Annotated in this window: 25 protein-coding genes; 15 read left to right on the forward strand and 10 right to left on the reverse strand. The window is 68.9% G+C overall.

Annotated elements, in window-relative coordinates; genetic code table 11:
- Positions 1-55: 55 nt before the first annotated feature.
- Positions 56-469 (reverse strand): helix-turn-helix domain-containing protein, encoded by a 414-nt coding sequence (locus tag FV233_RS04945; protein WP_147896798.1) that lies wholly within the window; start codon positions 467-469, stop codon positions 56-58.
- A gap of 490 nt (positions 470-959) precedes the next feature.
- On the opposite strand from FV233_RS04945, the gene FV233_RS31070 reads away from it, so the two are divergent.
- The 12 genes from FV233_RS31070 (at position 960) to FV233_RS05010 (ending at position 14,427) form a co-directional block, all read left to right on the forward strand.
- Positions 960-1,190: a GDCCVxC domain-containing (seleno)protein gene (locus tag FV233_RS31070; protein ID WP_147896800.1), complete on the forward strand. Its 231-nt coding sequence runs from the start codon at positions 960-962 to the stop codon at positions 1,188-1,190.
- 193 nt (positions 1,191-1,383) lie between these two features.
- Positions 1,384-1,779, forward strand: coding sequence for a hypothetical protein (locus tag FV233_RS04960; RefSeq protein WP_147896827.1), 396 nt, complete (start codon positions 1,384-1,386; stop codon positions 1,777-1,779).
- A gap of 82 nt (positions 1,780-1,861) precedes the next feature.
- Positions 1,862-2,257, forward strand: a complete 396-nt coding sequence (locus FV233_RS04965) for a FixH family protein (RefSeq protein ID WP_147896801.1) — start codon at positions 1,862-1,864, stop codon at positions 2,255-2,257.
- Positions 2,254-3,759 (forward strand): efflux RND transporter periplasmic adaptor subunit, encoded by a 1,506-nt coding sequence (locus FV233_RS04970; protein WP_147896802.1) that lies wholly within the window; start codon positions 2,254-2,256, stop codon positions 3,757-3,759. The genes FV233_RS04965 and FV233_RS04970 overlap by 4 nt, the downstream gene beginning before the upstream one ends.
- Entirely contained in the window at positions 3,756-6,914 is a 3,159-nt protein-coding gene (locus FV233_RS04975) for a CusA/CzcA family heavy metal efflux RND transporter (RefSeq protein WP_147896803.1), read from the forward strand. Before FV233_RS04970 ends, FV233_RS04975 begins: the two co-directional genes overlap by 4 nt.
- A gap of 284 nt (positions 6,915-7,198) precedes the next feature.
- Positions 7,199-7,837 (forward strand): 2,3-bisphosphoglycerate-dependent phosphoglycerate mutase, encoded by a 639-nt coding sequence (locus FV233_RS04980; RefSeq protein ID WP_056250445.1) that lies wholly within the window; start codon positions 7,199-7,201, stop codon positions 7,835-7,837.
- 147 nt (positions 7,838-7,984) lie between these two features.
- Positions 7,985-9,082 (forward strand): putative sulfate exporter family transporter, encoded by a 1,098-nt coding sequence (locus tag FV233_RS04985; RefSeq protein WP_200925884.1) that lies wholly within the window; start codon positions 7,985-7,987, stop codon positions 9,080-9,082.
- 176 nt (positions 9,083-9,258) lie between these two features.
- On the forward strand, positions 9,259-10,323 hold the full coding sequence (locus tag FV233_RS04990; protein WP_246689908.1) for an adenylate/guanylate cyclase domain-containing protein: 1,065 nt from the start codon (positions 9,259-9,261) through the stop codon (positions 10,321-10,323).
- Positions 10,324-10,519: 196 nt separating this feature from the next.
- On the forward strand, positions 10,520-11,743 hold the full coding sequence (locus FV233_RS04995) for a molybdopterin-dependent oxidoreductase (RefSeq protein ID WP_056250451.1): 1,224 nt from the start codon (positions 10,520-10,522) through the stop codon (positions 11,741-11,743).
- A gap of 11 nt (positions 11,744-11,754) precedes the next feature.
- Positions 11,755-12,093: a cytochrome c gene (locus FV233_RS05000; protein ID WP_147896804.1), complete on the forward strand. Its 339-nt coding sequence runs from the start codon at positions 11,755-11,757 to the stop codon at positions 12,091-12,093.
- A 186-nt stretch (positions 12,094-12,279) separates the two neighbouring features.
- Complete coding sequence (locus tag FV233_RS05005) at positions 12,280-13,263, forward strand: beta-propeller fold lactonase family protein (RefSeq protein WP_056250460.1); 984 nt, start codon at positions 12,280-12,282, stop codon at positions 13,261-13,263.
- Between the two features lie 78 nt (positions 13,264-13,341).
- Positions 13,342-14,427 carry a molybdopterin-dependent oxidoreductase gene (locus tag FV233_RS05010; protein ID WP_147896805.1) on the forward strand — a complete coding sequence of 362 codons (1,086 nt, stop codon included), beginning with the start codon at positions 13,342-13,344 and terminating at the stop codon, positions 14,425-14,427.
- Positions 14,428-14,430: 3 nt separating this feature from the next.
- Here FV233_RS05010 and FV233_RS05015 read toward each other — a convergent pair whose 3' ends face one another.
- The 5 genes from FV233_RS05015 to FV233_RS05035 are packed head-to-tail and all read right to left on the reverse strand — an operon-like array spanning position 14,431 to position 17,428.
- Positions 14,431-14,802, reverse strand: a complete 372-nt coding sequence (locus FV233_RS05015) for a DUF202 domain-containing protein (protein ID WP_056250466.1) — start codon at positions 14,800-14,802, stop codon at positions 14,431-14,433.
- On the reverse strand, positions 14,799-15,689 hold the full coding sequence (locus FV233_RS05020) for a LysR family transcriptional regulator (protein WP_056250469.1): 891 nt from the start codon (positions 15,687-15,689) through the stop codon (positions 14,799-14,801). The genes FV233_RS05015 and FV233_RS05020 overlap by 4 nt, the downstream gene beginning before the upstream one ends.
- Complete coding sequence (locus FV233_RS05025) at positions 15,686-16,495, reverse strand: anti-sigma factor (protein WP_147896806.1); 810 nt, start codon at positions 16,493-16,495, stop codon at positions 15,686-15,688. Before FV233_RS05025 ends, FV233_RS05020 begins: the two co-directional genes overlap by 4 nt.
- Entirely contained in the window at positions 16,492-17,001 is a 510-nt protein-coding gene (locus FV233_RS05030; protein ID WP_056250474.1) for a sigma-70 family RNA polymerase sigma factor, read from the reverse strand. Before FV233_RS05030 ends, FV233_RS05025 begins: the two co-directional genes overlap by 4 nt.
- 43 nt (positions 17,002-17,044) lie before the next feature.
- On the reverse strand, positions 17,045-17,428 hold the full coding sequence (locus FV233_RS05035; RefSeq protein WP_056250476.1) for a hypothetical protein: 384 nt from the start codon (positions 17,426-17,428) through the stop codon (positions 17,045-17,047).
- A gap of 181 nt (positions 17,429-17,609) precedes the next feature.
- Here FV233_RS05035 and FV233_RS05040 point away from each other — a divergent pair, with 181 nt between their 5' ends.
- From FV233_RS05040 to FV233_RS05050, 3 genes are all read left to right on the forward strand, one after another.
- Positions 17,610-18,065, forward strand: a complete 456-nt coding sequence (locus tag FV233_RS05040) for a DUF305 domain-containing protein (protein ID WP_056250477.1) — start codon at positions 17,610-17,612, stop codon at positions 18,063-18,065.
- Entirely contained in the window at positions 18,062-19,498 is a 1,437-nt protein-coding gene (locus FV233_RS05045; RefSeq protein WP_056250480.1) for a YncE family protein, read from the forward strand. The genes FV233_RS05040 and FV233_RS05045 overlap by 4 nt, the downstream gene beginning before the upstream one ends.
- A 422-nt stretch (positions 19,499-19,920) precedes the next feature.
- The gene (locus FV233_RS05050) at positions 19,921-20,220 is read left to right on the forward strand and encodes a hypothetical protein (protein ID WP_147896807.1); all 300 of its coding nucleotides are present in this window, start codon (positions 19,921-19,923) and stop codon (positions 20,218-20,220) included.
- A gap of 137 nt (positions 20,221-20,357) precedes the next feature.
- Here FV233_RS05050 and FV233_RS05055 read toward each other — a convergent pair whose 3' ends face one another.
- From FV233_RS05055 to FV233_RS05070, 4 genes are read right to left on the reverse strand one after another with little or no spacing between them, the layout of a single operon-like run.
- Positions 20,358-21,683 carry an MFS transporter gene (locus FV233_RS05055; RefSeq protein ID WP_147896808.1) on the reverse strand — a complete coding sequence of 442 codons (1,326 nt, stop codon included), beginning with the start codon at positions 21,681-21,683 and terminating at the stop codon, positions 20,358-20,360.
- Between the two features lie 10 nt (positions 21,684-21,693).
- Complete coding sequence (locus FV233_RS05060) at positions 21,694-21,960, reverse strand: metal-sensing transcriptional repressor (RefSeq protein ID WP_056220763.1); 267 nt, start codon at positions 21,958-21,960, stop codon at positions 21,694-21,696.
- Positions 21,961-22,008: 48 nt separating this feature from the next.
- On the reverse strand, positions 22,009-22,575 hold the full coding sequence (locus FV233_RS05065) for a threonyl-trna synthetase (RefSeq protein WP_147896809.1): 567 nt from the start codon (positions 22,573-22,575) through the stop codon (positions 22,009-22,011).
- A gap of 4 nt (positions 22,576-22,579) precedes the next feature.
- The gene (locus FV233_RS05070) at positions 22,580-25,825 is read right to left on the reverse strand and encodes a CusA/CzcA family heavy metal efflux RND transporter (RefSeq protein WP_147896810.1); all 3,246 of its coding nucleotides are present in this window, start codon (positions 25,823-25,825) and stop codon (positions 22,580-22,582) included.

Consider the following 25,825-nt stretch of genomic DNA (forward strand, 5'->3'; position numbering starts at 1 on the left):
AGACGAGGACGACCGGCGGTCCCGTTCCACCGCTGGGTGTCGGAGGGGCCGGCTTTCACATCGGTGCATCGAGCATGTCGAGAACGGGGCAGGCCGGCGTCGGGGCGCCGCTGCACCGCTCCACGGTGTCGCTCAGGATGCGCTCAAGCCGCGCGAGACGGGCGAGCTTGTCGCGAACCTCGGAAAGGTGGGCGGCGGCGACGTCCCGGACCTCGCCACAGGACCGGTGCCCTGGCGCGGCCAACGCCAGCAGGGTTCGGATGTCCTCGATCCCGAAGCCCAGTGCGCGGGCCTGACGGATGAACGCCAGGCGACGGACATGGGCAGGATCGTAGGCCCTGTGACCGCCCGCCGTGCGGGCGGGCGGCGGCATGAGACCGATGCGCTCGTAGTAGCGGACGGTCTCCAGGTTGATCCCGGCCGCCGCCGCGATCTGCCCAATGGAAAGACCTCGCGCACCCTTCGCCATTTTTCGCTTGATCCCGTAGTGGCTACGGGATGCAGGGTGGCACGATCATGATTGACACACCATCCATGGCGCCTCCCGCAAGACCCGTCTCGCGTCCGCGGGACGGCCTGCCGGTTCCCTCGGGAAGCTGGTTCGCTGGGCTGGGCACGGTCGCCGGGCTGGGTGCCCTGGCGGCCTCGTCCTGCTGCGCCCTCCCGGTGGCGCTTGCCGGTCTCGGCGCGACAGGGGCGGTGTTCGGAGGGTTGGCAATGTTGGCGAGCATCCGGCCGATCCTGCTCGGCGGGGCCGCCCTGGCCCTCCTCATGGGTTGGGCGCTGTTCTTCCGTCACCGGGCGACGGCATGCGACATGGCCGAACCATGTGCTCGCACGGGGCCGTCATGGCGTACCCCTGGCCTTCTCGGGCTTGGGACGGCGCTGGTCGGTTTGGCGCTCGCGTGGGAACCATACCTTGAGCCTATCGTGCTCAAGGCGATGCGGTGAGGCGGCCGATGCAGCTTCGGTCCACCCTGACCTGCCCGCACTGCGGTCATCGAGCGACGGAGACGATGCCGACCGACGCCTGCCGGTTCTTCTACGAGTGCACCGGCTGCGGTATGCTCCTGCGCCCGAAGGCGGGCGACTGCTGCGTCTTCTGCTCCTTCGGCGACGTGCCCTGTCCGCCCATCCAGGAAGCCCGCGAGAACGGCGGGTCCGCATCCTGCTGCTCGGGGTCTTCCTGAGCTGCGGACCGGACAGGAAGCATACCCGCTTGGTCCAGGTCCGGGCAGGGTGCCGTGCCGAACGATCCGACGCTCGATGGAGCGTGATCGAAGCCCTCGGGTGCATGGATTCGGAGGCCCGGGCGCGAGACGTCCGGCGCGTCCCGTACTCCAGTCCCTTCCTCGCCGGGACATGATGTGGCATCGTTCTCCGGTGACCTTCTGGCTCGCCCTTCGCAGGCTGCTCCCGCTCCTGGCGGTGCTCGGCCTCGCCCTTGCGCCGGTGACCGCATCCGCGGCCGCCTCGGGCATGCACGCGCCGATGGCCGTTCAGGGTCACGTCATGGCGATGCCCGACGAGGTCATGGACGACATGGCCGGAATGGCCATGGACGAGATGCCGTGTTGCCCCAAGGAGCAGCCGGATATGCCCGACTGCTCGAAGGGCTGCCCCTTGATGGCGCTCTGCCTGGCGAAGGTCGCCACCGGCCTGCCGGTCGCCGTCGGACTTCCGGGCCGTGTCTCAGTCGTCGAGGGGACTGCGTGGGCCGTCATCGCCTCCTTCGACAGCCTGTCGCAAGGGCCGCCCACCGAGCCTCCCCGAGCCTGAACCCGATGCCGCCGGCGTGAGCGCCGGCCGATCCCGCGCGCCTGAAGGCCCGGGTCCCATCGTTTTCAGGAGATCATCGACCGTGTCCAAGACATCGTTTTCGCGCGCCCTCACGGCTGCGCTGCTCAACCTTGCCCTGACCGCCGCGGCCCAGGCCGACACCAAGGACTACGAGTTCCAACTGGTGAAGGACGAGGCCAAGCAGGGCGAGGCCATCCTCGACGTCCGCCTCGTCGACAAGCGCACGTCCAAGCCCGTGCCGAACGCCGTCATCTTCGCCAAGCGCATCGACATGGCGCCCGACAGCATGGAGGAGATGACCTCCAGGATCGAGCAGCTGCCGTCACCGGAGCCGGGCCTCTACCGGTTCAAGGCGAAGCTGACGATGGCCGGGGGCTGGCGCCTCTCGCTCGGGGCCAAGGTGCAGGGCGAAACCGGCACCGTCGAGAACAAGCTGGTGTTCAAGGCCACCAAGTGAGCCGGTCGGCTTGGGCGGCCGGGACCCTCGCCGCGCTCGCGGCGGGGGTTTTGGGATTTGAAGCGGGGCATGAGGGCAGCCCCGTGCCGGGGCTCGTCCGGCAGGCGCGGACCGGGTTCGCCCATTGGCTGCCGAGCACGCCACGGCCGGCTTCCCCGATGCAGGCACCGGTCGCGGCGAACACGACGGGACCGGTTGTCTACTACCGGGACCCGGACGGGAGACCGGACTACGCCTCCGAGCCGAAGCGCACGGCGGACGGTCGCGAATACCGCGCTGTCCACGCGAGCGAGGACGTGCGCTTCGACGAGCCAAACGAGGCGGAGGCGATGCCCGACGCTGGCCCCGGCGACATGGCCATGGCTCAGGCGACGCCCCCTGCAAGCGCCCGCAAGGTGCGCTTCTACCGCAACCCGATGGGCCTTCCGGACACCTCGCCGATTCCGAAGAAGGACTCGATGGGGATGGACTACCTCCCCGTTTACGAGGGCGAGGACACCGACGACGGCACCGTGAAAATCTCGCCGGGCAAGCTCCAGCGCACCGGGGTGCGGACGGCGGTCGCCGAGCGACGGGTCCTGTCGATGCCGGTGCGCGCGCCGGGCGCCATCGAGGAGGACGAGCGCCGGATCTCGGTCATCGCGATGCGCACCGACGCCTTCATCGAGAAGGTCGAGGCCGTCACCACCGGCGACCACGTCCACAAGGGCCAGCCGCTCCTGCGCCTGTTCTCGCCGGAGATGAACGCGGCCGCGGCGCAGTACCTCACCGGCATCGGCTACGAGGGCGCCCGCCGGCGCCTGGAGAACCTCGGCATCCCGCCCGAGGTCATCGACGAGATCGAGCGCACACGGAAGGTGCCCTCCACCATCACGTGGTCGGCGCCCCGCGACGGCGTCGTGGTCGAGCGCAACGTCTCGGACGGCATGCGCGCCAAGTCCGGCGACACCCTGTTCAAGCTCGTCGACCATTCCAGGGTCTGGGTCCTGGCCGACGTGACCGAACGCGACCTGGCGGCCGTGGCGGAAGGCCAGACGGCGACCATGCGCGCCCGGACGTTCCCGGACCGCGTCTTCACCGGCGCGGTGACCCGGATCTACCCGCACCTCGCCATGGGGACCCGGACCGCCCGCCTGCGCATCGAGCTGCCGAACCCGAACGGCGAACTGCGCCCGGGGATGTTCGCCGACGTGACGATCGCCACCGGCAGCGACAGGCCGGTGGTGGCGGTGCCCGACGACGCGGTCATCGACACCGGCATCAGGCAGGTCGTCCTGCTGGACAGGGGAGAGGGTCGCTTCGAACCGCGGCCGGTCAGGCTCGGCGCCCGCGGCGACGGCTACGTCGAGATCCGCGACGGCATCGTCGCCGGGGACCGCGTGGTGACCTCGGCCAACTTCCTCATCGACGCCGAGAGCAACCTGAAGGCGGCCCTCCAAGGTCTTTCCGAGACGAAGCCCGATCCCGGCCCGCAGGCTGCGGCCGAAGGAAAGGCGCCATGATTGCCCGCCTCATCGCCTGGTCGGCCCGGAATCTGGTGTTGGTCCTGATCGGGACGGTGTTCGCGGTTGGGGCCGGGCTTTATGCCCTGCGCACCCTGCCGCTTGACGCGATCCCTGACCTCTCGGACGTCCAGACCATCGTCTACACCGAGTACCCCGGGCAGGCGCCCCAGGTCATCGAGGACCAGGTCACATACCCCCTGACCACCGCGATGTTGACGGTGCCCCGGTCGAAGGTCGTACGCGGCTTCTCGTTCTTCGGGGTGTCGTTCGTCTACGTCATCTTCGAGGACGGCACCGACCCGTACTGGGCCCGGAGCCGGGTGCTCGAATACTTGAACACCGTGGCCAAGCGCCTGCCGGCCGGCGTGACCCCGACGCTGGGACCCGACGCGACCGGGGTCGGCTGGGTCTACCAGTACGTCGTGGTCGCCAAGGAACGCACGCTGGCCGAGCTCCGCTCGCTCCAGGACTGGGTCGTGCGCTTCGGGGCCTCGCGTGCCGAGGGCGTGGCCGAGGTCGCGGGCGTCGGCGGCTTCGTGAAGCAGTACAACGTGGTCGTCGATCCCAACCGCCTGCGGGCACAGGGCATCACCCTGACGAAGCTCAGGGAAGCGATCCGGGCGAGCAACGCCGACGTCGGCGGCCGTACCGTCGAGCTCTCCGAGTTCGAGTTCGTCGTCCGTGGCCGCGGCTACCTCAAGAGCGTCGCCGACATCGAGAGCATCGTCCTGAGGACGGAGGCGGGCACACCCCTGCGGGTGAAGGACGTGGCTCGGGTCGAGCTCGGTCCCGACGAGCGCCGCGGGATCACCGAGATGAACGGCGACGGCGAGGTCGCCGGCGGGATCGTCCTGCAACGGTTCGGGGCGAACGCCCTGAACGTCATCGAGAACGTGAAGGCCCGCCTTGCCGAGGTCGCCGCCAGCCTGCCCAAGGGCACGGAGATCCTTCCGGTCTACGACCGCTCGCACCTCATCGTGGCGGCCATCGAGACCCTCAAGGGCACGCTGATCGAGGAAAGCGTCATCGTCGCCCTCGTCTGCGTCGTGTTCCTGCTCCACGTCCGCAGCGCGCTGGTGGCGATCCTGATGCTGCCGGTCGGCATCCTCATGGCGTTCGCGGGCATGAAGGCCCTCGGGCTCGGGGCCAACATCATGAGCCTGGGCGGCATCGCCATCGCGGTGGGCGCCATGATCGACGCCGCCATCGTGATGATCGAGAACGCCCACAAGCACCTGGAGCGGGCGGACCCCGGCAAGCGCCGGGTCGAGATCCTGATCGAGGCCGCAAGCGAGGTCGGGCCGTCGCTGTTCTTCTCGCTCCTCATCATCACCGTGAGCTTCCTGCCGATCTTCACCCTGGAGAGCCAGGAGGGCCGCCTGTTCGGTCCGCTGGCCTTCACGAAGACCTTCGCCATGGCGGCGGCGGCGGTGCTGTCCCTGACCCTCGTGCCGGCGCTGATGGTCCTCTTCGTCCGTGGCCGGATCATCCCCGAGCATCGCAACCCGGTGAACAGGCTCCTGATCTGGGTCTACCGCCCCCTCATCGCCGGCGTCCTGCGGGCGCGTGTCCTCACGATCCTGCTGGCCGTGGTCGTCCTGGCGGCGACGGCGTGGCCTGCGAGCCGGCTCGGGTCGGAGTTCATGCCCGACCTCGACGAGGGCACCCTGATGTACATGCCGACCACGTTGCCGGGCATCTCGGTGACCAAGGCCGGCGACCTCCTCGCGACCCAGGACAGGATCATAAAATCCTTCCCCGAGGTCGCCTCGGTCTACGGCAAGGCCGGACGGGCCAACACCGCGACCGATCCGGCGCCGAGCGAGATGTTCGAGACCATCGTCAACTTGAAGCCGAAGATGGAATGGCGCCCTGGCGTCACGACGGCGAGCCTGCGGGCCGAGATTGACGCCGCGCTCCAGTTCCCCGGCGTGTCGAATGCCTGGACCCAGCCGATCCGGGCCCGGATCGACATGCTCTCGACCGGTATCCGCACCCCCGTCGGGATCAAGGTTCTGGGGACGGACCTCGCCGAGATGGAGACGGTCGCCCGCCAGGTCGAGGCGGTGGTGAAGGCGGTCCCGGGCACGTCGAGCGCCTACGCCGAGCGGGTGCAGGGCGGCTACTTCCTCGACATCACCCCTGACCGCGATGCGCTGGGCCGGTACGGGCTGACGGTCGGCGACGTGCAGGACGTGATCGGGATGGCGCTCGGCGGCGAGAGCGTCACCAACACCGTCGAGGGCCGGGAGCGCTACACCGTCAACGTACGCTACCCGCGCGCCTTCCGTTCCGACCCGCGATCCATCGCCTCCGAGGTTCAGGTGCCGATCGCGGGCGGGGGCACCGTGCCTCTCGGCGAGGTCGCCAAGGTTCAGTTGAACCGCGGCCCGACGCAGATCCGGACGGAGAACGGGCAGCTCGCAGTGTTCATCTACGTCGACGTCGCCGGTCGCGACCTCGGGGGCTACGTCGCAGAGGCCAGGGCGGCGGTGGCCAACGAGGTCAGGCTCCCCCAAGGCACCCTGGTGCAGTGGAGCGGGCAGGTCGAGTACCTCGACCGGGCGACGGCCCGACTTGCAGTCGTGGTGCCGCTGACGCTGCTGATCGTGTTCCTGCTGCTGTACCTCAACTTCCGTCGGCTCACCGAGACCCTCATCGTCATGCTGTCGCTGCCCTTCGCCCTGGTCGGCGGGGTCTGGCTGATGTGGTGGATGGGCTTCAACGTGTCGGTGGCGGTGGCGGTCGGCTTCATCGCGCTGGCCGGCGTCGCGGCGGAAACCGGGGTGATCATGCTGGTCTACCTCGACCACGCGCTGGTCGAGGTGCGGGCCGAATGCGATCGCGACGGGCGGGCTTTCACCGGCGACGACCTGCGCCGGGCCATCATGGTCGGCGCGGTCGAACGGGTCCGCCCGAAAATGATGACCGTGGTCGCCATCATGGCCGGGCTCCTGCCGATCCTGTGGAGCACCGGATCGGGCTCCGAGGTCATGCAGCGGATCGCGGTCCCCATGATCGGCGGCATGGTCTCGTCGACCGTCCTGACACTGGTTGTGATCCCGGCGGTGTACGGCCTCGTGAAAGGATGGGGCCTGCCGCGGTCCGAACCGAGCACCATCGACCCCGAGACCCTACTTGTAACGTTCTGAACAATCTGTCGGAGGGAACCCATGCCATGGGCCCACTCCCAACCCCTTGCCGACCCTCGGAAGGTCCGCTCCCAGGCTGTTAAAGCAGAGGTCAACGACCGGGTTGGGTGGGAAGCAGCTTGGCTGCTTTCAGTCGCAAGACGTTCTTAAGCGGACCTAGGATGACCCGCCGTCTCCGGATGGACGGTCCAACCCATCGCAGGGTCGAAGTTCGTTAAAGTCGGATGCCGACATCATCAGAGGCGATGCGACCGGCACGAAAGTGCTCTGCCTCGGGAGACAGCGTGATTCACGATTGCAAAGCCCCGGTCACGCGACATCTCGTGCTGGTCCGGCATGGCCAGAGCGTAGCCAACCGATCCGGCCTGTTCACGGGATTGCTGGACTCGCCCTTGACCGAGCAGGGCCGGAGGGAAGCCGAGGCAGCCGGCCGGCGTTTGGCAGAGTGCAACTGGCGCTTTTCCGCTGCCTTCACCTCGACGCTAACGCGGGCCGTCGTGAGCGGCCGGCTTATCCTCGATGCGCTCGGGCAACCCGAATTGGTCCCCCAAAGCTTCGCCGCGCTCGACGAGCGAGACTACGGGGACCTCAGCGGGCTCGACAAGATCGCCGCCGATGCGCGCTGGGGGGCGGAGCGGATCGAGACCTGGCGCCGCTCCTACGCAGAGGCGCCGCCGAACGGTGAGAGCCTGCGCGATACCGTCTCCCGCATCGTGCCATGCTACCTCCGAACCATCCAGCCGGCGGTCATGGGCGGAGACGTGCTCGTCGTCGCCCACGGCAATTGCCTGCGGGCGCTTGTGATGGCGCTCGAAGACCTGAGCCCGGCGGACGTCGAGCACCTCGAACTCGCGACGGGCTCCGTCAGGATCTATGAGCTTGCCGCGGACACGACAATCAAGGCCCACTGGATCGACGGGTGAATCCGCCTGTCGGCCTCTCACAATGGGTCTCCGTGATCTGCGAAGGGGCACTTATTTCATCTATTTCAGTGATGGGAAGCATCTAATCATTCCGTTGGAGTGAATGAAAAGAACATGGGATTCTCCGGCATCACATCGGAGCCACCCATGTCCGCGCCCAGACTTTTCTCCCACGCTCGGTCAATGCGTGCCTTGGCCGGCACGAGAGCCATCCTTCCGGGACTGGGCCTCTGTGTGGCGGTCACCGCCGCAGCGGTCGGCTTCGAGGCCGCCGAGGCGCACCTGTTCGGTCGTGCCTGGCTCGAAGCCCTGGTGCTCGCGATCCTGCTCGGCAGCGCGATCCGCACCATTTGGACCCCGTCGCAGCGTTTCTTTCCCGGCATCGCCTTCGGGGCCAAGACCGTGCTGGAGATCGCGGTCGTACTACTCGGCGCGTCGCTCAGCCTCGCGACGATCCTCGCCGCCGGACCGGGCCTTCTCTTCGGCATCGCGGGCGTCGTCGTGGTCGCGATCCTGTCGAGCTACGGCATCGGCCGGGCGCTCGGGCTGCACCCGCGCATGGCGATCCTCGTCGCATGCGGTAACTCGATCTGCGGCAACTCGGCGATCGCGGCCACGGCACCGGTGATCGGCGCCGACGGCGAGGATGTCGCCGCCTCCATCGCCTTCACCGCGGTGCTGGGCGTGCTGGTGGTGCTCGGCCTGCCGCTGCTGGTGCCGCTGCTCGGTCTGTCGCCGATGCAGTACGGCGTGCTCGCCGGCCTCACCGTCTACGCTGTTCCGCAGGTCCTCGCCGCCACCGCGCCGGTCGCGGCGCTCAGCGTCCAGGTCGGAACCCTGGTGAAGCTCGTCCGGGTGCTGATGCTAGGCCCGGTCGTCCTGGTGCTCTCGCTCGGCGCAAGCCGGCTGCGCGAGGAGACCGACGAGGCCGCCCCCGGCGTCACCGCGGGCGACCGCCCGGCCCGCGGCGGCCTCGCGATCCACCGCCTGGTGCCGTGGTTCATCCTCGCCTTCCTTGCGCTCGCGGGCCTTCGCTCGACGGGCCTGATCCCGCCGGTTGCGCTCGCGCCGATGTCGGAGACCGCCAACGTGCTGACCGTGGTCTCGATGGCGGCGCTCGGCCTCGGGGTCGACGTGCGCAGCGTCGCCAAGGCCGGGGCGCGGGTGACCCTCGCGGTGGTCGCCTCGCTCCTCGCCCTCGGCGCCGTCAGCCTCGGCCTGATCCGCGTGCTCGGCCTCGTCTGATCCGCGCTATGGCATCGATCCAACTCCTTGATGAAAGAACTGCCGTGACACGTTCGTCCCAATCTTCGTCCGAGGCGGTCGCGCAGGCGACGGGATGGTTGATGAGGCCGGGTCGCGAAACGGCGGACGCGGCAGCCCTTCTCGACGGGTTCAGTGCGTGCCTCTTGGGGCTTGGCTTGCCACTGGCCCGCGCCACCACCCACGCGCCGACCCTGCATCCGTCGTTCCGCTGGGTAATGCGCGTCTGGCATCCAGGAGCGTCGAGCCTAGCCCTGCGTCGCCGCCACGGCATCGAGAGTACGCCGACCTTCCACGGCAACACCGTCGAGCGCGTAGTCGAGACCCGTACCCCATTCCGATGCCGTCTCGACGGGGATGGGCCGCTGCCGTTTCCTGTGCTCGGCGAGCTTCGCACCGAGGGTCTAACCGACTACCTCATCGTGCCGCTGCGCGCCGCGCGTGGACGCATGGGCGCCGCCTCCTGGGCCACGGCGAGACCGGGCGGCTTCACGCCGATCGAGATCGACACGTTGCTGGCGCTGGTCGAGCCGTTCTCGCTGCTGTTCGAGATCAAGGCGCTCGACGACATGCTAGGCGCGGTGCTGAGTGCCTATGTCGGACGCGACCCGGCGCGGCAAATCCTGGCCGGCACGGTGCGGCGCGGCGACGTACGCTTGATGCGGGCCGCGATGATGCTGACCGACCTGCGCGGGTTCGGCGAACTGTCCGACCGGCAAAGCTCCGACCGTGTCGTGGCCGCCCTCAACCGGATGTTCGATGCCATCGTGCCGGCCGTCGAGGCGGAAGGCGGCGAGGTGCTGAAGTACATCGGCGACGGGCTACTGGCCGTGTTCGATGCCGATCGCGACGAGGCCGAGGCGCGCAGTGCCGCCTTGCGTTCCGCCGAGGCCGCGCTTGATGCGCTTGCGACCCTGCGCGACGGTGACAGGGCTGCCTTCGAGGTCGGCGTCGCACTTCATGTCGGGGAGGTCGCCTACGGCAATATCGGCGGCGGCGACCGGGTCGATTTCACGGCGATCGGCCGCGATCTCAACGTGCTCGCCCGCGTCGAGCGCCTGTGCAAGACCTACGACACGCCGCTGATCGCCACCGACACCTTCATCGACGGGTTGGCACATGCCCTTGAACCGCTCGGCACCGTCGCCCTGCGCGGTTTTTCCGAGCGTCACGCCCTGTTCGGGTGTCGCAGGACCGCGCCCGTCGGCGCGCCGGCGGCGTGACGCCGAGACGGCGTCCTTGATCGTCCCATCGGAGATCGAAACTTCTCAAATCATCGCGTTTGGAGATCATTCGTATCGCGAAAGACCGTTGGTGGGAATAAATCGCATCCCGTAGCATCTCCCTGGTCGCGAGGAATCGCCACGGGCCCGGTGCCCTCGAACGCATCGACGCCGACATCCTTCAAGGGGAGAGACCATGCACGGACTGGACAGACCGATGAACCGCCGCCTCGTCCTGGGTGGCCTAGGGCTCGGCAGCCTCGGCGCCGCCATACCGGCCTGGGCGGGCGGCTCGGTGAAGCTTCCGCTGCCCGGCGGCCCGGACGAGCGGGCGCTGACCACGGCCTTTCCGGGCAAGGCCGAGATGATCCTCCAGCGCACTCATCCGCCGCTACTGGAGACGCCGTTCTCGGTGTTCGACGAGGGCGTGTTCACCCCCAACGATCGCTTCTACGTCCGCTGGCACTGGGCCTCGATCCCGACCGAAGTCGATGCCGGCACCTTCCGGCTCAAGGTCCACGGCCATGTCGAGAAGGAGCTCTCGCTCTCGCTCGACGCCATCGCCGGCCTGCCGCGCTTCGAGATCGCCGCGGTGAACCAGTGCTCGGGCAATTCGCGTGGGCTGTTCGAGCCGCGGGTGCCCGGCGCGCAATGGGCCAACGGCTCGATGGGCAACGCCCGCTGGACCGGGGTGCGCCTCAAGGACGTGCTCGAAAAGGCCGGGGTGAAGTCCGGCGCCGTGCAGGTGCGCTTCAGCGGCCTCGACGAGCCCGTGGTCGACGACGCGCCGGACTTCAAGAAGTCCCTCGATCTCGACCACGCCAACAATGGTGAGGTGATGATCGCCTACGCGATGAACGGCGAGCAACTTCCGCTGCTCAACGGTTTCCCGCTCCGCCTCGTGGTGCCGGGCTGGTACTCGACCTACTGGGTCAAGATGCTGTCCGACATCGAGGTGCTGGACAAGCCCGACGACCAATATTGGATGAAGACCGCTTACCGCATACCGGACGTGCCGGGCGCTAACATCAAGCCCGGTCAGACCGGCTTCAAGACGGTGCCGATCAACAGGATGGTGCCGCGCTCGTTCGTAACCAACCTGCAGGACGGCGCCAAGGTGGCGGCCGGAACGCCGGTGGCGTTGCGCGGCATCGCCTTCGGCGGCGATTGCGGGGTGAAGGCGGTCGAGTTCTCCGGCGACGGCGGGGCGACGTGGTTCCCGGCGCAGCTCGGCGCGGACGAGGGCCCCTACAGCTTCCGCCGCTTCGAGGGCAGCCTGCCGGCGCTGGCCTCCGGCACCCACACGGTCCGGGTCCGCTGCACCAACACCAACGGCGTCGCGCAGCCCATGGACCGGGTCTGGAACGGCGCCGGCTTCATGCAGAACGGCATCGAGGCCGTGTCATTCCAGGCCGCTTGAGGAGAACAGCCATGAACCCGATCCGCCCTGCGGCCCTCATCGCCGCCCTCATACTGTCTCCCATGGTGGCGCTCGCCGCTTCGGCTCCCGAGCCGATGCGCTTCACCTCGCAATCGATCGAATTCCCGACTTCCGACCGGATCTTCCCGGACGGGCCGGGGGCCGAGGCGGTCAACAACAACTGCCTCGCCTGCCACTCGGCCGGGATGGTGCTGACCCAGCCCAAGCTCACGAAGGCGCAGTGGACCGAGACCGTGAACAAGATGGTTCACGTCTACAAGGCGCCCGTCGATCCGGCCGACGTGCAGACCATCGTCGATTACCTCACGGCGTTGAAGCCGACGCTCTGAATCCCCGAATCCAGAGGCCACCGCGTTTTTTTCGCCGGCCTCGGGGAATAGACCGCACCTTCCGGCATCTCCTCAGGGCGATGCACGGCCGGCCCGGCCTTGCACCACGGATTTCCGATTTCGAACCAGCCCTCGCGGCCGGCCTTTGGCCGCCGAACGAGTGCGCATGCCCGAGAGACCCGCTTCATGACCCATATCCGCACCAGCCTCCGCACCCTCCTCGCCGGAGCCGCCTTGCTCCTCGCCCAGGGCCAGCCCGGGTTCGCCGCCGGCTTCGACGGCGCGATCAAGAACAACGCCCTGGCGCTGAACGCCGCCGGGACCGTCGCCGCTGTGTCGAACAGCGAGGAGAGCGCCGTCGTCGTCTACGACGTCGCCAAGGGCACCGTGCTGCGCCGCCTCGACGGCTTCGTCACGCCGCGCAACATCGTGTTCGCACCGGACGGCGCCCGCTTCTACATCTCCGACAGCGGCACCGGCCGGATCACGGTCTACGAGACCGCCACCGGCAAGGAGGCCGGCGTTCTCGCCGCGGGCCCCGGCGCGTTCGGCACGGTGCTCTCGGCCGACGGGACCAAGCTCTACGTCAACAACGAGGCCGCGAGCACGCTGACCGTGTTCGACACCAAGACCATGCTCGCCGAGGCCGTGATCCCCGGCTTCGCGCAGCCGCGCCAGGGCGTGAAGCTGTCGCCGGACGGCAAGACCGTGTTCGTGACGAACTTCCTCGGCGACAAGATTACGTTGGTCGATACCGCCACCAACAAGATCACCGGCGAGATCGCCGGGTTCGACAAGCTGCGCGCCATCTCGATCACCAAGGACGGTAAGACGCTGTTTGCCGCCAATAGCGGCCGTAACACCATCGGCGTGGTCGATGTCGCCGCCCGTAAAGTCACCTCCGAGGTGGCAGTGGGCAAGGACCCCTACGGCGCCGCGCTGACCCCGGACGGGCGCTTCGTCTATTCGGGCAACCTCAAGGACAACTCGCTCTCGGTGATCGACACCGGCACCCTCAAGGTCGTCGCCACGGTGACCGGCCTGAACGAGCCGCGCCAGGCGATCGCGTTCTCGGCCGACAACGCCCACGCCTACGTCCTCAACCGCGACCTCAGCGTCGCCGTGGTGGACCGGGCGAAGAACGTAGTCGTCTCGACGATGAAGCCGTGAAGCGACGCGCGTCGGGGGCCTTATCGCCCCCGGCGCGTTCTCGTCGTCGACACGTCACGAACGCAGGACAAAAACCCCATGCTCGGCCTGTTCCAGCGCAAGGACCGCCTCATCGTGCACGGCGAGGCGCCCTACAATGCCGAGCCGCCGCTCGATCGCCTGCGGGCGGCCTTCCTCACCGACCAGGCCGACTTCTACGTCCGCAGCCACGGCAACATCCCGGACCTCGACGCCGACGGCTACCGCCTGACTGTCGACGGGATGGTCGCGACGCCCCTCGAATTGTCCGTCGCCGATCTGAAGGCACGCTTCGCGCACGTCACCGTCACGGCGGTGATGCAATGCGCCGGCAACCGCCGGGCCGACATGCTGGCTGTGGCCCCGGTCTCCGGCGACCCGTGGGCGCCCGGCGCCATCGGCAACGCGGAATGGACCGGGGTGCGGCTCGCCGACGTCCTGCACGCCGCCGGGATCGATGCGGGCGGTACGCGCCACGTCGCCTTCGAGAGCCACGACCGGATCGCCCGTACGGACACGCGCTTCGGCGCCTCGATCCTACTCGCCAAGGCACTGGCCCCCGAGACGCTGCTCGCCTTCTCGATGAACGGCGAGCCTCTCGCCCCCGAGCACGGCCATCCCCTACGAGTGGTCGTTCCAGGATTTGCCGGCATCCGCAGCCCGAAATGGCTCGCCCGCATCACGGTGCAGGACCACCCCTCCGACAATCCGATGCAGGCCGACGACTACAAGCTATTCCCGCCCGACGTGACGGCCGAGACCGCCGACCCGGCCCACGGCATCACCATCGAGGCGATGCCGCTCAACAGCGCGATCTGCGAGCCCGCCCGCGGCGCAGCGTTGAAGGCCGGCCGGCACGCGATCCGCGGCTACGCCATCGCCAGCGACCGCGCGGTCGCCCGCGTAGACGTCTCGACGGATGGCGGTCGCAGCTGGGCACAGGCCCGGATCGACCGCGATGCCGACGCGCCCTACGCCTGGACGTTCTGGGAGATCGACCGCGAGCTGACCGCGGGCGAGCACGAACTCGCGGTGCGGGCCTGGGACTCCGCCGGCCAGACCCAGCCGGCGGCGCCCGACGACACCTGGAACTACAAGGGCTACCTCAGCGCCGCCTGGCACCGGGTACGGGTCACGGTGGCCTAACAGTCACGCCCAGAGCAGGGCGGTGGCCGCAAGGCCCGAGATCGCGATCAGCAAGGCCGCGATCCCGACGGTGAGGATGCGCGGCATCATCGGGATCTCGGCATCGGCGAGACGCGCCCGGATCGCCCGGTCCCGCCATGCGGCGCCGGCGAACGAGGCAAGCGCGCAGGCGATCAACGTGAGCGACAGCACCTTTAGCGGCCAGACCGCCAGCACCTCCCGCAGGAAGCGCTGCGCGGCCAGGCCGACGCCGAGGAAGGCGAGCCCGGTGCGAAGCCACGCCACGAACGTACGCTCGGCTGCCAGAACCGTCCGGTCCTCGGCGAGCCTCACCCGGGGATCGTCGGGGTGCACGGGTTTCGCAGGATCGCTCATCCGGCATCCGCCGTCGCGATCAGGTCGAGCAACGCGTCGGCGGCCCGGCTGCGGTAGCGCTCCTTGTGGCGCAGCACCCGGAACGGCCGGCTCGGCAGGGCGAACGCCGCCCGCACCAGGGTTCCGGCCCGAAGCGCTGCGGCGACCACGGTCTCGGACAGGACGGCGGCCCCGCCCCCGGCCTCGACGGCGGCGCGCACCGCCTCGTTAGAGGGCAGTTCGAGCGTGACCCGAAGCTGGGCGGCTGCGAGGCCGGCCGCACCCAGGGCCGTCTCGAAGGCCGAGCGGGTTCCCGATCCCGCCTCGCGCAGCACCCAGTCGGCCCCGGCGAGATTTTCGGGTTCGAGGGCGGTCGCCCCGGCGAAGGCATGGCCAGGGGCGACCACGAGGACCAGTTGGTCCTGCGCGATGGTGGTGCTCGCAAGCGTCGGGTCGTCGAGCGCCCCCTCGACGAAGCCGAGTTCGGCCTGCCCGGCGCGCACTGCGTCGGCGGCGTCGGTGGTGTTGCCCACCGCCAACCGGATAGCGATCTCAGGGTAGGCCCGGCGGAAGGCGACGAGGTGGCGAGGCAGCCAGTCGCTGGCGATGGTCTGGCTGGCGTAGAGCGCCAGCGTCCCGCGCCGCAGGCCGCTGAGGTCGGCGAGCACCAGTTCGGCCGCGTCGGCGCGGGCAAGCACGGCGCGGGCCTCGACGAGGAACACGCGCCCCGCCTCGGTCAACTCGATCCCGCGGCCGACCCGGTGAAACAGCTTCGTCGCGTGCCGCCCCTCGATGTTGGCGATCGCCGTGCTGACCGCCGACTGGACGAGGTTCAGCGCTTCGGCAGCCCGCGTCACGTGCTGCCGCTCGGCCACCGCCACGAAGATGCGGAGCTGGTCGAGGGTCACGGCTGCCGACGATCCGGCGCGAGGCCACGCACCTGCGCATCGACCGCCTGCGCGACAGTGAGCAGCCGGGCCTCATCAGTTCGACCGGTGACGACGTAGGACATGCCGCCATCGACCCAGGAGAAGGCGGCGACATCGCCCTCGCGAGCGAAGCGGAAGAGCGTTCGCCCATCGCCGTCTCCGACACGGCTGTAGAGCGACAGGCGGGTTCCGCGGTCGTCGTCGTACATTAGCATCGCTGCGGATTCGGCGCCGGCCGGCAGCAGCCGCCCGCCCATCAGGCGAAACCCTTGGGCCGCGAGATCGGGGGCCGCGACCGCGTGACCGAGGCGCTTCGAGAGCCACGTCACGAGGTGGAGCTTCTCGTCGGCGCGCACCTCCACCGGATGCACCACCTCGACCACGAAGGTGCGAAAGGCCGCGACCGCGTCCTGCGTCGCCGGTGCCTCCGCCACCATCGCCGTCGCGGGTCCGCCGCGCAGGGCATGGCCGACCCAGCCGCCGGCACCGCCGAGCGCAAGGCAGAGCACGGCTGCAGCTGCCATGGGGAACCAGCCCCCGCCGACGAACCGACGTCGCGGGCGAATGTTGGCCACCCGGAGCCGCGCCGGGATCGCCTCCTCGGCGATCGGCGCGAGGCGGGCACGCATGCGCTCGCGCAGGGCGCGATCCGCCGAGACCTCGGCCGCACGCGCGGGGTTTCCTTTGAGCCATGCCTCGACCAGCGCCTGCCGCTCCGGTTCGAGGCGGCCGTCGATCAGGCCGTGCAGGTCGTCCTCGCCGACCGGGCGTGGATCCCCGCTCATTTCACCCTCCTCAAGAGGCCGGTCCGGCCAGTTTCCAGAAAACTTCGCATCCGTGTCCGCGCCCGGCTTAAGCGCGACATCACCGTGCCGAGCGGTACCCCGAGCACCTGGGCCGCCTCGGCATAAGACAGATCCTCCACCGCGACGAGCAGCAGCACCGAGCGCTGTTCCTCGGGCAGGGTGTCGAGCCCGGCGAGTACGTCGTGGCCTCCCAACGCGGCTTCCGGGTCGATACCCGGATCGGGCACCTGCTCCAGTGCTTCCGCGCCGACATCGACGCCGCGCCGGCCCCGGCGCCGGACGGCGCCGAGGAACAGATTGCGCTCGATCGTGAACAGCCACGCCCGCAAGTCGCCGTCGCGGCGACGCCCGGACCAGGCGGACAATGCCCGCTCCAGCGTGTCCTGAACGAGGTCGTCGGCCGCCTCGCGGTCCCGCAACAGCGCGACGGCGTAGCGCCGCAACGCCGGGATCTGCGGTTCGATGAGGGCGGCGATCTCGTCCAACGACGTTTCCCGGTCAGAGGGGGCCGATCAAGGCATTCACCGATCAAGGCTTGGCGATGTGCCACGCGCCGTTGAGGAAGCCGTCGCCGGTGATGTCGCCGGGCTTGGTGTCCTTGGCAAAGGTGTAGAGCGGCTTGCCCTTGTAGGCCCACTGCATCGTGCCGTCGTCCCGCGTCACCATCGTCCAGTCGCCGCTGGCGGCCGAGCCGGAGGCGGCCATCAGGGCCGGCCAGTTGGTGGCGCAGGGGCCGTTGCACATCGACTTGCCGCCCATGTCCTTGTCGAAGGTGTAGAGGGTCATGCTCTTGGCATCGACGAGCGCCGGCCCCTTGGCGGTCTCGGCCGTCATGGCAGGCGCGGCAGCCTGGGCGGCCAAGGCGGAGAAGGCGACAGCCGCGAAGGCGGCGCGGATCAGCAGAGTGCGCATGGGTGAGGTCTCCCGCGGTCGAGCATGACCGCATCGGGAGGGATGCCGAAGAGGCGCCTCTATTCCACGCGTCTTCTCGACGACAGATCACGAAGGCGTGAACGGGCTCTCAGCCAAATCCGCGGAATAAAGCCGCGCCCCAGGCATCCTTCCCATCGACACCGGATCAAAAGGAAGCCGCATGCGCGGAGCACTGGGATTTGCCGTGACGGCGGCGCTGATGGCGAGCGGCCTCGTCGGCGGCCGGATGATGATGCGCCCGACCTTGGCCGCGACCGAGCCAGCGGCAGCTCCGTCCGCGTCCTTCGACGCGATGATGGCGCAGTCGATGGCGCAGATGCATGCCGACATGATGGTCCCGCCCTCGGGCGACCCCGACCGCGACTTCGCCGCGATGATGATCCCGCACCACGAAGGCGCGATCGCGATGGCGAAGGCAGAGCTGCTCCACGGCAAGGATCCGGTCCTGCGCCGCCTCGCGCAGGGGATCGTCGTCGAGCAGGGCCAGGAGATCGATGTGATGCGCCGCGCGCTCGCCGATCGCCCCGCGATGCCGGGTCGGTCCGCCGGCGCCCCTCCCGTTCACCACCATGGCGCGGCACCTGCCGCCGAGATGCCTTCGGAGCACCGCCGATGAAGACCGCCCTGACCGTTCTCGCCCTTGTGCTGCTCTCCGGCTCGGCCTTCGCCGGGCAGGCTCCGGGCCCCGCCTCGGCGCCCGACGTGCCCATCAGCAGCAAAGACCGGTTCTACACCTCCGATCAGTTCTCCAACACGGTCTCGGTAATCGATCCCGCCGCCAACACCCTGCTCGGGGTGATCCGGCTCGGCGACCCGACGCCGATGAATCTGAGCCCGCTCTATCGCGGGCAGCTTCTGGTCCACGGCATGGGCTTCTCGCCGGACCACAGGACCCTTCTCGCGGTCTCGATCGGTTCGAACTCCGTAAGCTTCATCGACACGGCGACCAACGCGGTCCGCCACACCGCCTATGTCGGCCGCTCGCCGCACGAAGCCTTCTTCACGCCGGACGGTCGAGAGGTCTGGGTGAGCGTGCGCGGCGAAGACTATATCGCCGTGCTCGATGCCGCGACCGCCAAGGAGACCCGCCGGATCACCGTACCGAACGGGCCGGGCATGACGATCTTCTCGCCGGACGGCACCTACGGTTACGTCTGCTCCAGCTTCAGCCCCGAGACCGTCGTCATCGACACCAAGACCCACGCCATCGTCGGCCGCGTGAAGCAGGAGAGCCCGTTCTGCCCCGACATCGCCGCCACGCCGGACGGCAAGCAGGTGTGGTTCACCCTCAAGGATGTCGGCCGGACCCAGGTGTTTTCGGCGCGTCCGCCATTCGCGCCGCTGAAGACGATCGAGACCGGGCCGATCACCAACCACGTCAACATCGTCTCGACCAAGGCCGGCCAGTTCGCCTACGTGACGATTGGCGGCCTGAACCAGGTTAAGGTGTTCCGCACCGACGATTTCTTCCAGCTCGCAACGATCCCGACCGGCGCCCTGCCGCACGGGCTCTGGCCCTCGGGCGACGGCAGCCGCGTCTATGTCGGCCTGGAGAACGCCGACAAGGCCGCGGTGATCGACACCGCGTCGAACACGGTGATCGCCGAGGTGCCGATCGGGCAGGGTCCGCAGGGCGTCGCCTACGTCCCGAACGCCGTGCCGGAGGGCGACGGAATGCAAAACCTCCAGCCGCTGGGGGCCGCAGGCCAGACCAGTGCGCTGACGCTCGCGGGCGGCGACGGCAAGCCGGCGACGCAGGTCACCCTGTTCGACCAGGGCGTGCTGCAGACGCTGCAGGCCGCGATCACGGGACTGGCGCCGAAGATGCCGTTCGTGCTGGCGCTGTCCGCAGATCCGAAGGGCGCGACCGGCCTGGAGCCACTCGCCGCCTTCACCACCAACCCGGCCGGCGCGGCCATCGTCAACGCGATCGGCCCGATCCGGCAAGTCACCCGCAAGGACGCCGGCCCGAGCCGCCGTTACCTCGTGGTCGCGGCGGGCAAGCCCGGCAAACTCGGCGGCGTCGAGCAGGTGCAGATCACGGATTAATCGAGCGGTGTCGCCAGTCCGGAAGGCGAACATCTCAAACAATGCCTCCGTGACGCGAGCCCAGCCTCGATGTCTGCTTTCGAGAACAGCGTCAGCCCGCTTCTATGGCGTAGTTGGGTCGGATACGGCACGTCCGCTCCGAGGCGAAAAGTTAAGGTCCGCTCTCCAGTCATCCCGGACGTTCATGGCGATACCCAGTGTTAGATTTCCAACACTAGCCTTGCAGGGCGGGATGAGGCTGGTCGAACTATTACGCTTTCTTCCCCTGATGGAATTGAATTTTTGGAAGTACGGACCGCGCCTGGACTGCGGGGGACACTATGTCAGGTCCCTGCGATCACGTCGCGACACCTAGGCCCGGGTGTCGTCGGTTACGATAAGGGGCCCCGAAGGGCCCCTGCCGATCACATACGATGGTGGCGATGGCCATGCCCGTGGCGCATCATGTGGCCACGGTGGTGATGGTGGTGCCGCATCATGTGCCCACGATGATGGTGATGGCGCATGCCATGGCCGCGATGACCGTGCATGCCGTCCATCCGGACCTCAGTCACGGCGGTAGGGGCATCGACGGCACCGATCATGCCGGGGGCGGCCGAGGCGGGGGCGACCGAAGCGGTACCCAGGGTTGCCAGGATGGCGGCGGCGAAAAGGGACTTTCTCATGGGCTTCCTCACGTCGTTGTCGGCAATGCGTCGAAAACGACGGCACCCGAGCCTTGAGAACGGCTCCGCTTCCAAGACCGTTCCTCGGGGTACGTTCTCCTCAATCTCGCGTGCCTAACGGAACATTTGAATTCCGTTGCGCTGGTCGGCCAGCCCCACTTTTCGACCCAGCTGGCAATAACATCGAACGGCACTCACCCCGCCCTGGCCGGCCACTGACGATGCAGATCGTCGATGACGAAGGCGTGGGCGTGACGGCGGCCTCCATGCAGGTGCGGGTGCCGGACGTCGAGGTCCGCGTGGGCGTGCTCGATCACGTCGGGGTCCGTTGGCGGCCATAGCCGGGCCGCCGTGGTGACGCCGGCAAGCGTCATTCCCCCGAGGATCGCCAGCGTGGCAGGCATCCCCACGGACGGCCCCAGCCAACCGGCCAGCGGATAGGTGAGCAACCATGCGGCATGGGACAGGGCGAACTGGGCGGCGAAGACGGCCGGCCGGTCCTCCGGGGTCGCCGAGCGGCGCAGGAGTCTGCCGGTGGGGGTCTGCACGGCGGAGTAGGCGATGCCGAGGATCAGCCATGTCCCGAGGAGAAGCGGCCATCCGATGGTGCCGCCCCATGTCATGGCGGCGACACCCAGGAGAACCACGCCGAGCAGGGCTGCCGCCGGGATCATGATTGCGCGGTCCGATAGCCGGTCGAGCAGGCGCGGCAGCGTCAGGGCGGCGATCATGGAGCCGCCCCCGAACAGGCCGAGGGCGAGGGCCACGTCGGCCTGGGGTCGCTCCAGCAGGCCCTGCACGATCACCACGGTGTTGACGATGACCATCGCGCCGGCCGAGGCGACCGCGAGGTTCAGGGCGAGCAACCCGCGCAGGCGCGGCGTCGCGAGGTAGATCCTGAGGCCCCGCGTCGTGCGGTCGTAGACGCCGCCTTGCCGGTCGGTCCGGGTGGCGGTCGGCAAGGTCACGGACACCACCAGGGCCGCCGAGCAGAGGAAGCCGACGACCGTGCCGCCGAACAGCGCGTTGTAGGGCACCACGGTCAGGAGAAGGGCCGCCAGGGTCGGGCTCAGCAGGTTCTCCAGGTCGTAGGCGAGGCGCGAGAGCGAGAGGGCGCGGGTGTACTCCCGTTCGTCCGGCAGGATGTCCGGGATGGTGGCCTGGAAGGCCGGGGTGAACGCCGCCGAGGCCGATTGCAGGACGAAGATCAGGGCGTAGACCTGCCAGACCTGATCGACGAAGGGCAGCGTCAGGGCGATGGCGGCGCGGACGAGGTCCGTGCCCACCAGGAATGCGCGTCGTGGCAACCGGCTCGTGAAGGCCTGGGCCACAGGGGCGACGAGGACGTATGCGACCATCTTGATGGCCAGCGCCGTCCCGAGGACGGTGCCGGCGCGGTCACCGGCGATCCGGAATGCAAGAAGCCCGAGGGCGACCGTGAGCAGGCCCGTGCCGATCAGGGCGATGACCTGGGCCGCGAACAGGTGCCTGTAGGTACGGTGGGCGAGGACGCTCAGCATCGGGCGCGCCTCACAGGTACTTCGCGAGCAGCTTGAACTCGGCGAGGGCGTCCTTGGTGGATTTGCCTCCCTGCCCGACGCCGTCCGCGAGGCAGTGCTCCATGTGGTCCTCAATGAGGACGCGCTTGGCGTTCGTGATGGCGCTCTCGACCGCATGCAGTTGCTGGGCGAGGTCCACGCAGGGGCGGCCCTCCTCAATCATCGCGATCACCCCGGCGAGGTGGCCGTGCGCGCGCTTCAGGCGCTTGACGATATCCGGATGCGAGGCATGTTCCATCCCACAATCCTATCCCCCCGGAGGGGATGCATCAATCGGCGTCGCTCGCTACGGCGCCGTGTGGTGGCCGGCCTGCGGTCCGTTTTCGCCGAGCAGGTCCGTGACGTGGGACTCGGCCGGATGGCCAGTGGCGGCGCGGTGAACCTGCGAGCATGCCGCGAAGCCCGGACCCGAGACCGTCATCACCAGCATGCGGGTGCCGTCGTCCTTCGTGCGCATCGCCAGGGTGGTGCGCGCCTCCGGCCATTCCAGGGCGTTCGCGGCAGGTCCGATCCGGGGCTCGCCGTGGCGCCGTACGCCTTCCCGCCGCATCGCTTCCCACGCCGACGCGGCGGCGACGTCGCCGAGCGGGCGCCCGACCCAGACCACTTGCTGCAGGCCCTGGTCCCGGCAGACGACGAGGATGACCTGGGCCGTGTCGGTGCCCGAGGCGAGCGGCCGGTCGTGGAAGTAGAACAGCCCGGTCAGGTTCGCCTCGCGGTCGACCATGGAAGGCGGCGCGATCCGGTCGACCGGTCCCCACAAGAGACCGAACGGCGCCTCGTCGCCCGAAGCGGCCGCCGGCGTCGAAATGGCAGCCCATGCCGCGATGGCGAGCGCTGGACGGCACGGCATCGGGCTACTCCGCCGCCTTGAGGCGCGCCGGGGCCTCCGTCACCCGCGCCGGTGAGCCGACCGTCGTGGTCCGGGCGAACCGGGCATAGAGGGCGGGAAGGATCACCAGCGTCAGGAGGGTCGCGCTGATGAGGCCGCCGATGACGACGGTCGCGAGCGGCCTCTGGATCTCGGCCCCCGTCTCGGTCGCCAGCGCCATCGGCACGAAGCCCAGCGACGCCACCAGGGCGGTCATCGCCACTGGCCGCAAACGGGTCATCGCACCCTCCAGGATCGCCTCGCGGTGCGGCTTCCCCTCGGCGATCAGCTGCTTGATGTAGGTCAGCATCACGAGTCCGTTGAGGACCGCCACCCCCGACAGGGCGATGAACCCGACCGCCGCGGGCACGGAGAACGGCATGCCCCGCAGCCACAGGGCGGCGATGCCGCCGGTCAGCGCCAGCGGGACGGCGCTGAAGACCAGCAAGGCGTCACGCGCCGAGTTCAGGGCGGAGAACAGCAGCAGGAAGATCAGGAAGAAGCACACCGGCACCACCACCATCAGGCGCTGCCGGGCCGAGGCCAGGTTCTCGAACTGGCCGCCCCAGGTCACGTAGTAGCCAGACGGCAGCTGCACACCGGACGCGACCTTGGCCTGCGCCTCGGCCACCAGCGAGCCGATGTCGCGACCACGCACGTTGGCGGTGACCACGACCCGGCGGCGGCCGTTCTCGCGCGAGATCTGGTTCGGTCCCTCGGTGACGGAGAAGCTTGCGACCTGCTTCAGGAGCACCGAGGCGGCGCGTCCGTTGAGGCCGGGAGGCAGCGGCACCGGGATGTTCTCCAGGGCCTCGCGGTCCTCGCGCACCTTGTCGTTCAGGCGCACGACGATGGGGAAGCGGCGGTCGCCCTCGAACACCATGCCGGCCTCGCGGCCGCCGATGGCCGCGCCGATGACGTCCTGGATCGAGGACGTGCTCAGGCCGCGACGGGCCGCCTCAGTCTTGTTGATCTTGATCTCCAGGAACGGCAGGCCTGCCGTCTGCTCGACCTTGACGTCGTCGGCGCCCTCGGTCCCGCGCAGGATCGCGGCGACCTGGTTGGCGGCCCTCAGCATCGGCTCGAACTCCTCGCCGAACACCTTCACGGCGAGGTCGCCGCGGGTGCCGGCCAACAACTCGTTGAAGCGAAGCTGGATCGGCTGGGAGAACTCGTAGACGTTGCCGGCGAGCGCCCCGAGCGCCTTCTCGATCTGCTCCTGCAGGTCGGCCTTGGACAGGTCCGGATCGGGCCATTCCTCCTGCGGCTTCAGGATGACGAAGGTGTCCGACGAACTCGGCGGCATCGGGTCGGAGGCGACCTCCGCGGTGCCGGTCTTCGAAAAGACGTAGGCGACCTGGGGGAATCTGCTGATCGCCTGCTCGACCTTCAGCTGCATCGCCTGCGACTGGGTCAGCGAGGTCGAAGGGATGCGCTGGGCGTTCAGCGCGATGCTCTTCTCGTCGAGCTGGGGGATGAACTCCTGCCCGAGCCTGGTGAACAGGAACCCGGCGCCGACCAGCAGGACCAGGGCGACGGCGACGAAGGTCATCGGGATGCGCAGGGCCGCCCCGAGGACCGGGCGGTAGGCGGCCTTGATCCCGCGGATGAGGACGTTGTCCTTCTCCGTGACCTTGCCGGTGATGACGATGGCGATCATCGCCGGCACGAAGGTCAGCGACAGGACGAAGGCCGAGACGAGGGCGATGATGACGGTGAGCGCCATCGGCTCGAACATCTTGCCCTCGACCCCCGTGAAGGTGAGGAGCGGCACGTAGACGAGGATGATGATCGCCTGCCCGTAGAGGGACGGCTTGATCATCTCCTCGGCCGAGGCGCGCACGGTGGCGAGGCGCTCCTCCAGGTCGAGCTTGCGCCCGAGTTCCCCCTTGCGCTCCGCGAGGTGGCGCAGGGCATTCTCGGTGATGATGACGGCGCCGTCGACGATGAGGCCGAAGTCGAGGGCGCCGAGGCTCATCAGGTTGGCGCTGATGCGGCCCTGGACCATGCCGGTCATGGTCATCAGCATCGCCACCGGGATGACGAGGGCGGTGACGATGGCCGCCCGGATGTTGCCGAGCAGCAGGAACAGGATGACGATGACGAGGGCGGCGCCCTCGGCCAGGTTCTTGGCCACGGTGCGGATCGTGGCCTCGACCAGCAGGGTCCGGTTGAGGACGGTCTGGACCTCGACGCCGGGCGGGAGCGTGCGCCGGATCTCGGTCATGCGCGCGTCGACGGCGGCCGAGACCGTCCGGCTGTTCTCGCCGATCAGCATCAGGGCGGTGCCGATGACGACCTCGCGCCCGTCCTCGCTGCCCGACCCAGTGCGCAGGTCGCGCCCGATGCGGACCTCGGCGATGTCGGAGATGCGGACCGGCACGCCGCCGCGCGTGGTCACGACCACGGAGCCGATGTCCTCCATCGTCTCCAGGCGGCCGGCGGCACGGACGACGTAGCCCTCGCCGTTGTCCTCCAGGTAGCGGGCGCCCTGATTGGCGTTGTTGGCCTCCAGCGCCCGGCCGATGTCGGCGAACGACAGGTCGAGGGCGGTGAGCTTCATCGGGTCCGGCTGGACATGGTACTGCTTGTCGAAGCCGCCGATACTGTCGACGCCGGCCACGCCCGGCACGGTCTTCACCTGGGGGCGGATGATCCAGTCCTGGACCGTGCGCAGGTAGGCGGTGCGTTCGAGCTCCGTCGCGAGCCGCTGGCCCTCGGGGGTCAGGTAGCTCCCGTCGCCCTGCCAACCCGGCTTGTCGTCCGGGGAGACCTTACGATCCTTCGCTTGGGCGTAGTGGATCGACCACATGTAGATCTCGCCCAGGCCCGTGGAGATCGGGCCCATGTGCGGCTCGGCCCCCGGCGGCAGGGTCGACTTGGCCTCCCCGATCCGCTCGGCGACCTGCTGACGGGCGAAGTAGATATCGAGCTTCTCGGAGAACACGGCGGTGACCTGCGAGAAGCCGTTCCGCGAGAGCGAGCGGGTGTATTCGAGGCCCTTGATCCCGGCGAGCGCGGTCTCGACCGGGTAGGTCACCTGCTTCTCGATATCGACCGGCGAGAGCGACGGCGCCGTGGTGTTGATCTGCACCTGGTTGTTGGTGATGTCCGGCACCGCGTCGATGGGAAGCTTGGTCAGCGAGAACACGCCGAAGCCCGCCGCCAGCAGCGACAGGAGCACCACGAGCCAGCGCTGATGGACGGAGAAGTCGAGGATCTTCGAGATCAT

Source organism: Methylobacterium sp. WL7, assembly GCF_008040085.1.
Lineage (GTDB): Bacteria > Pseudomonadota > Alphaproteobacteria > Rhizobiales > Beijerinckiaceae > Methylobacterium > Methylobacterium mesophilicum.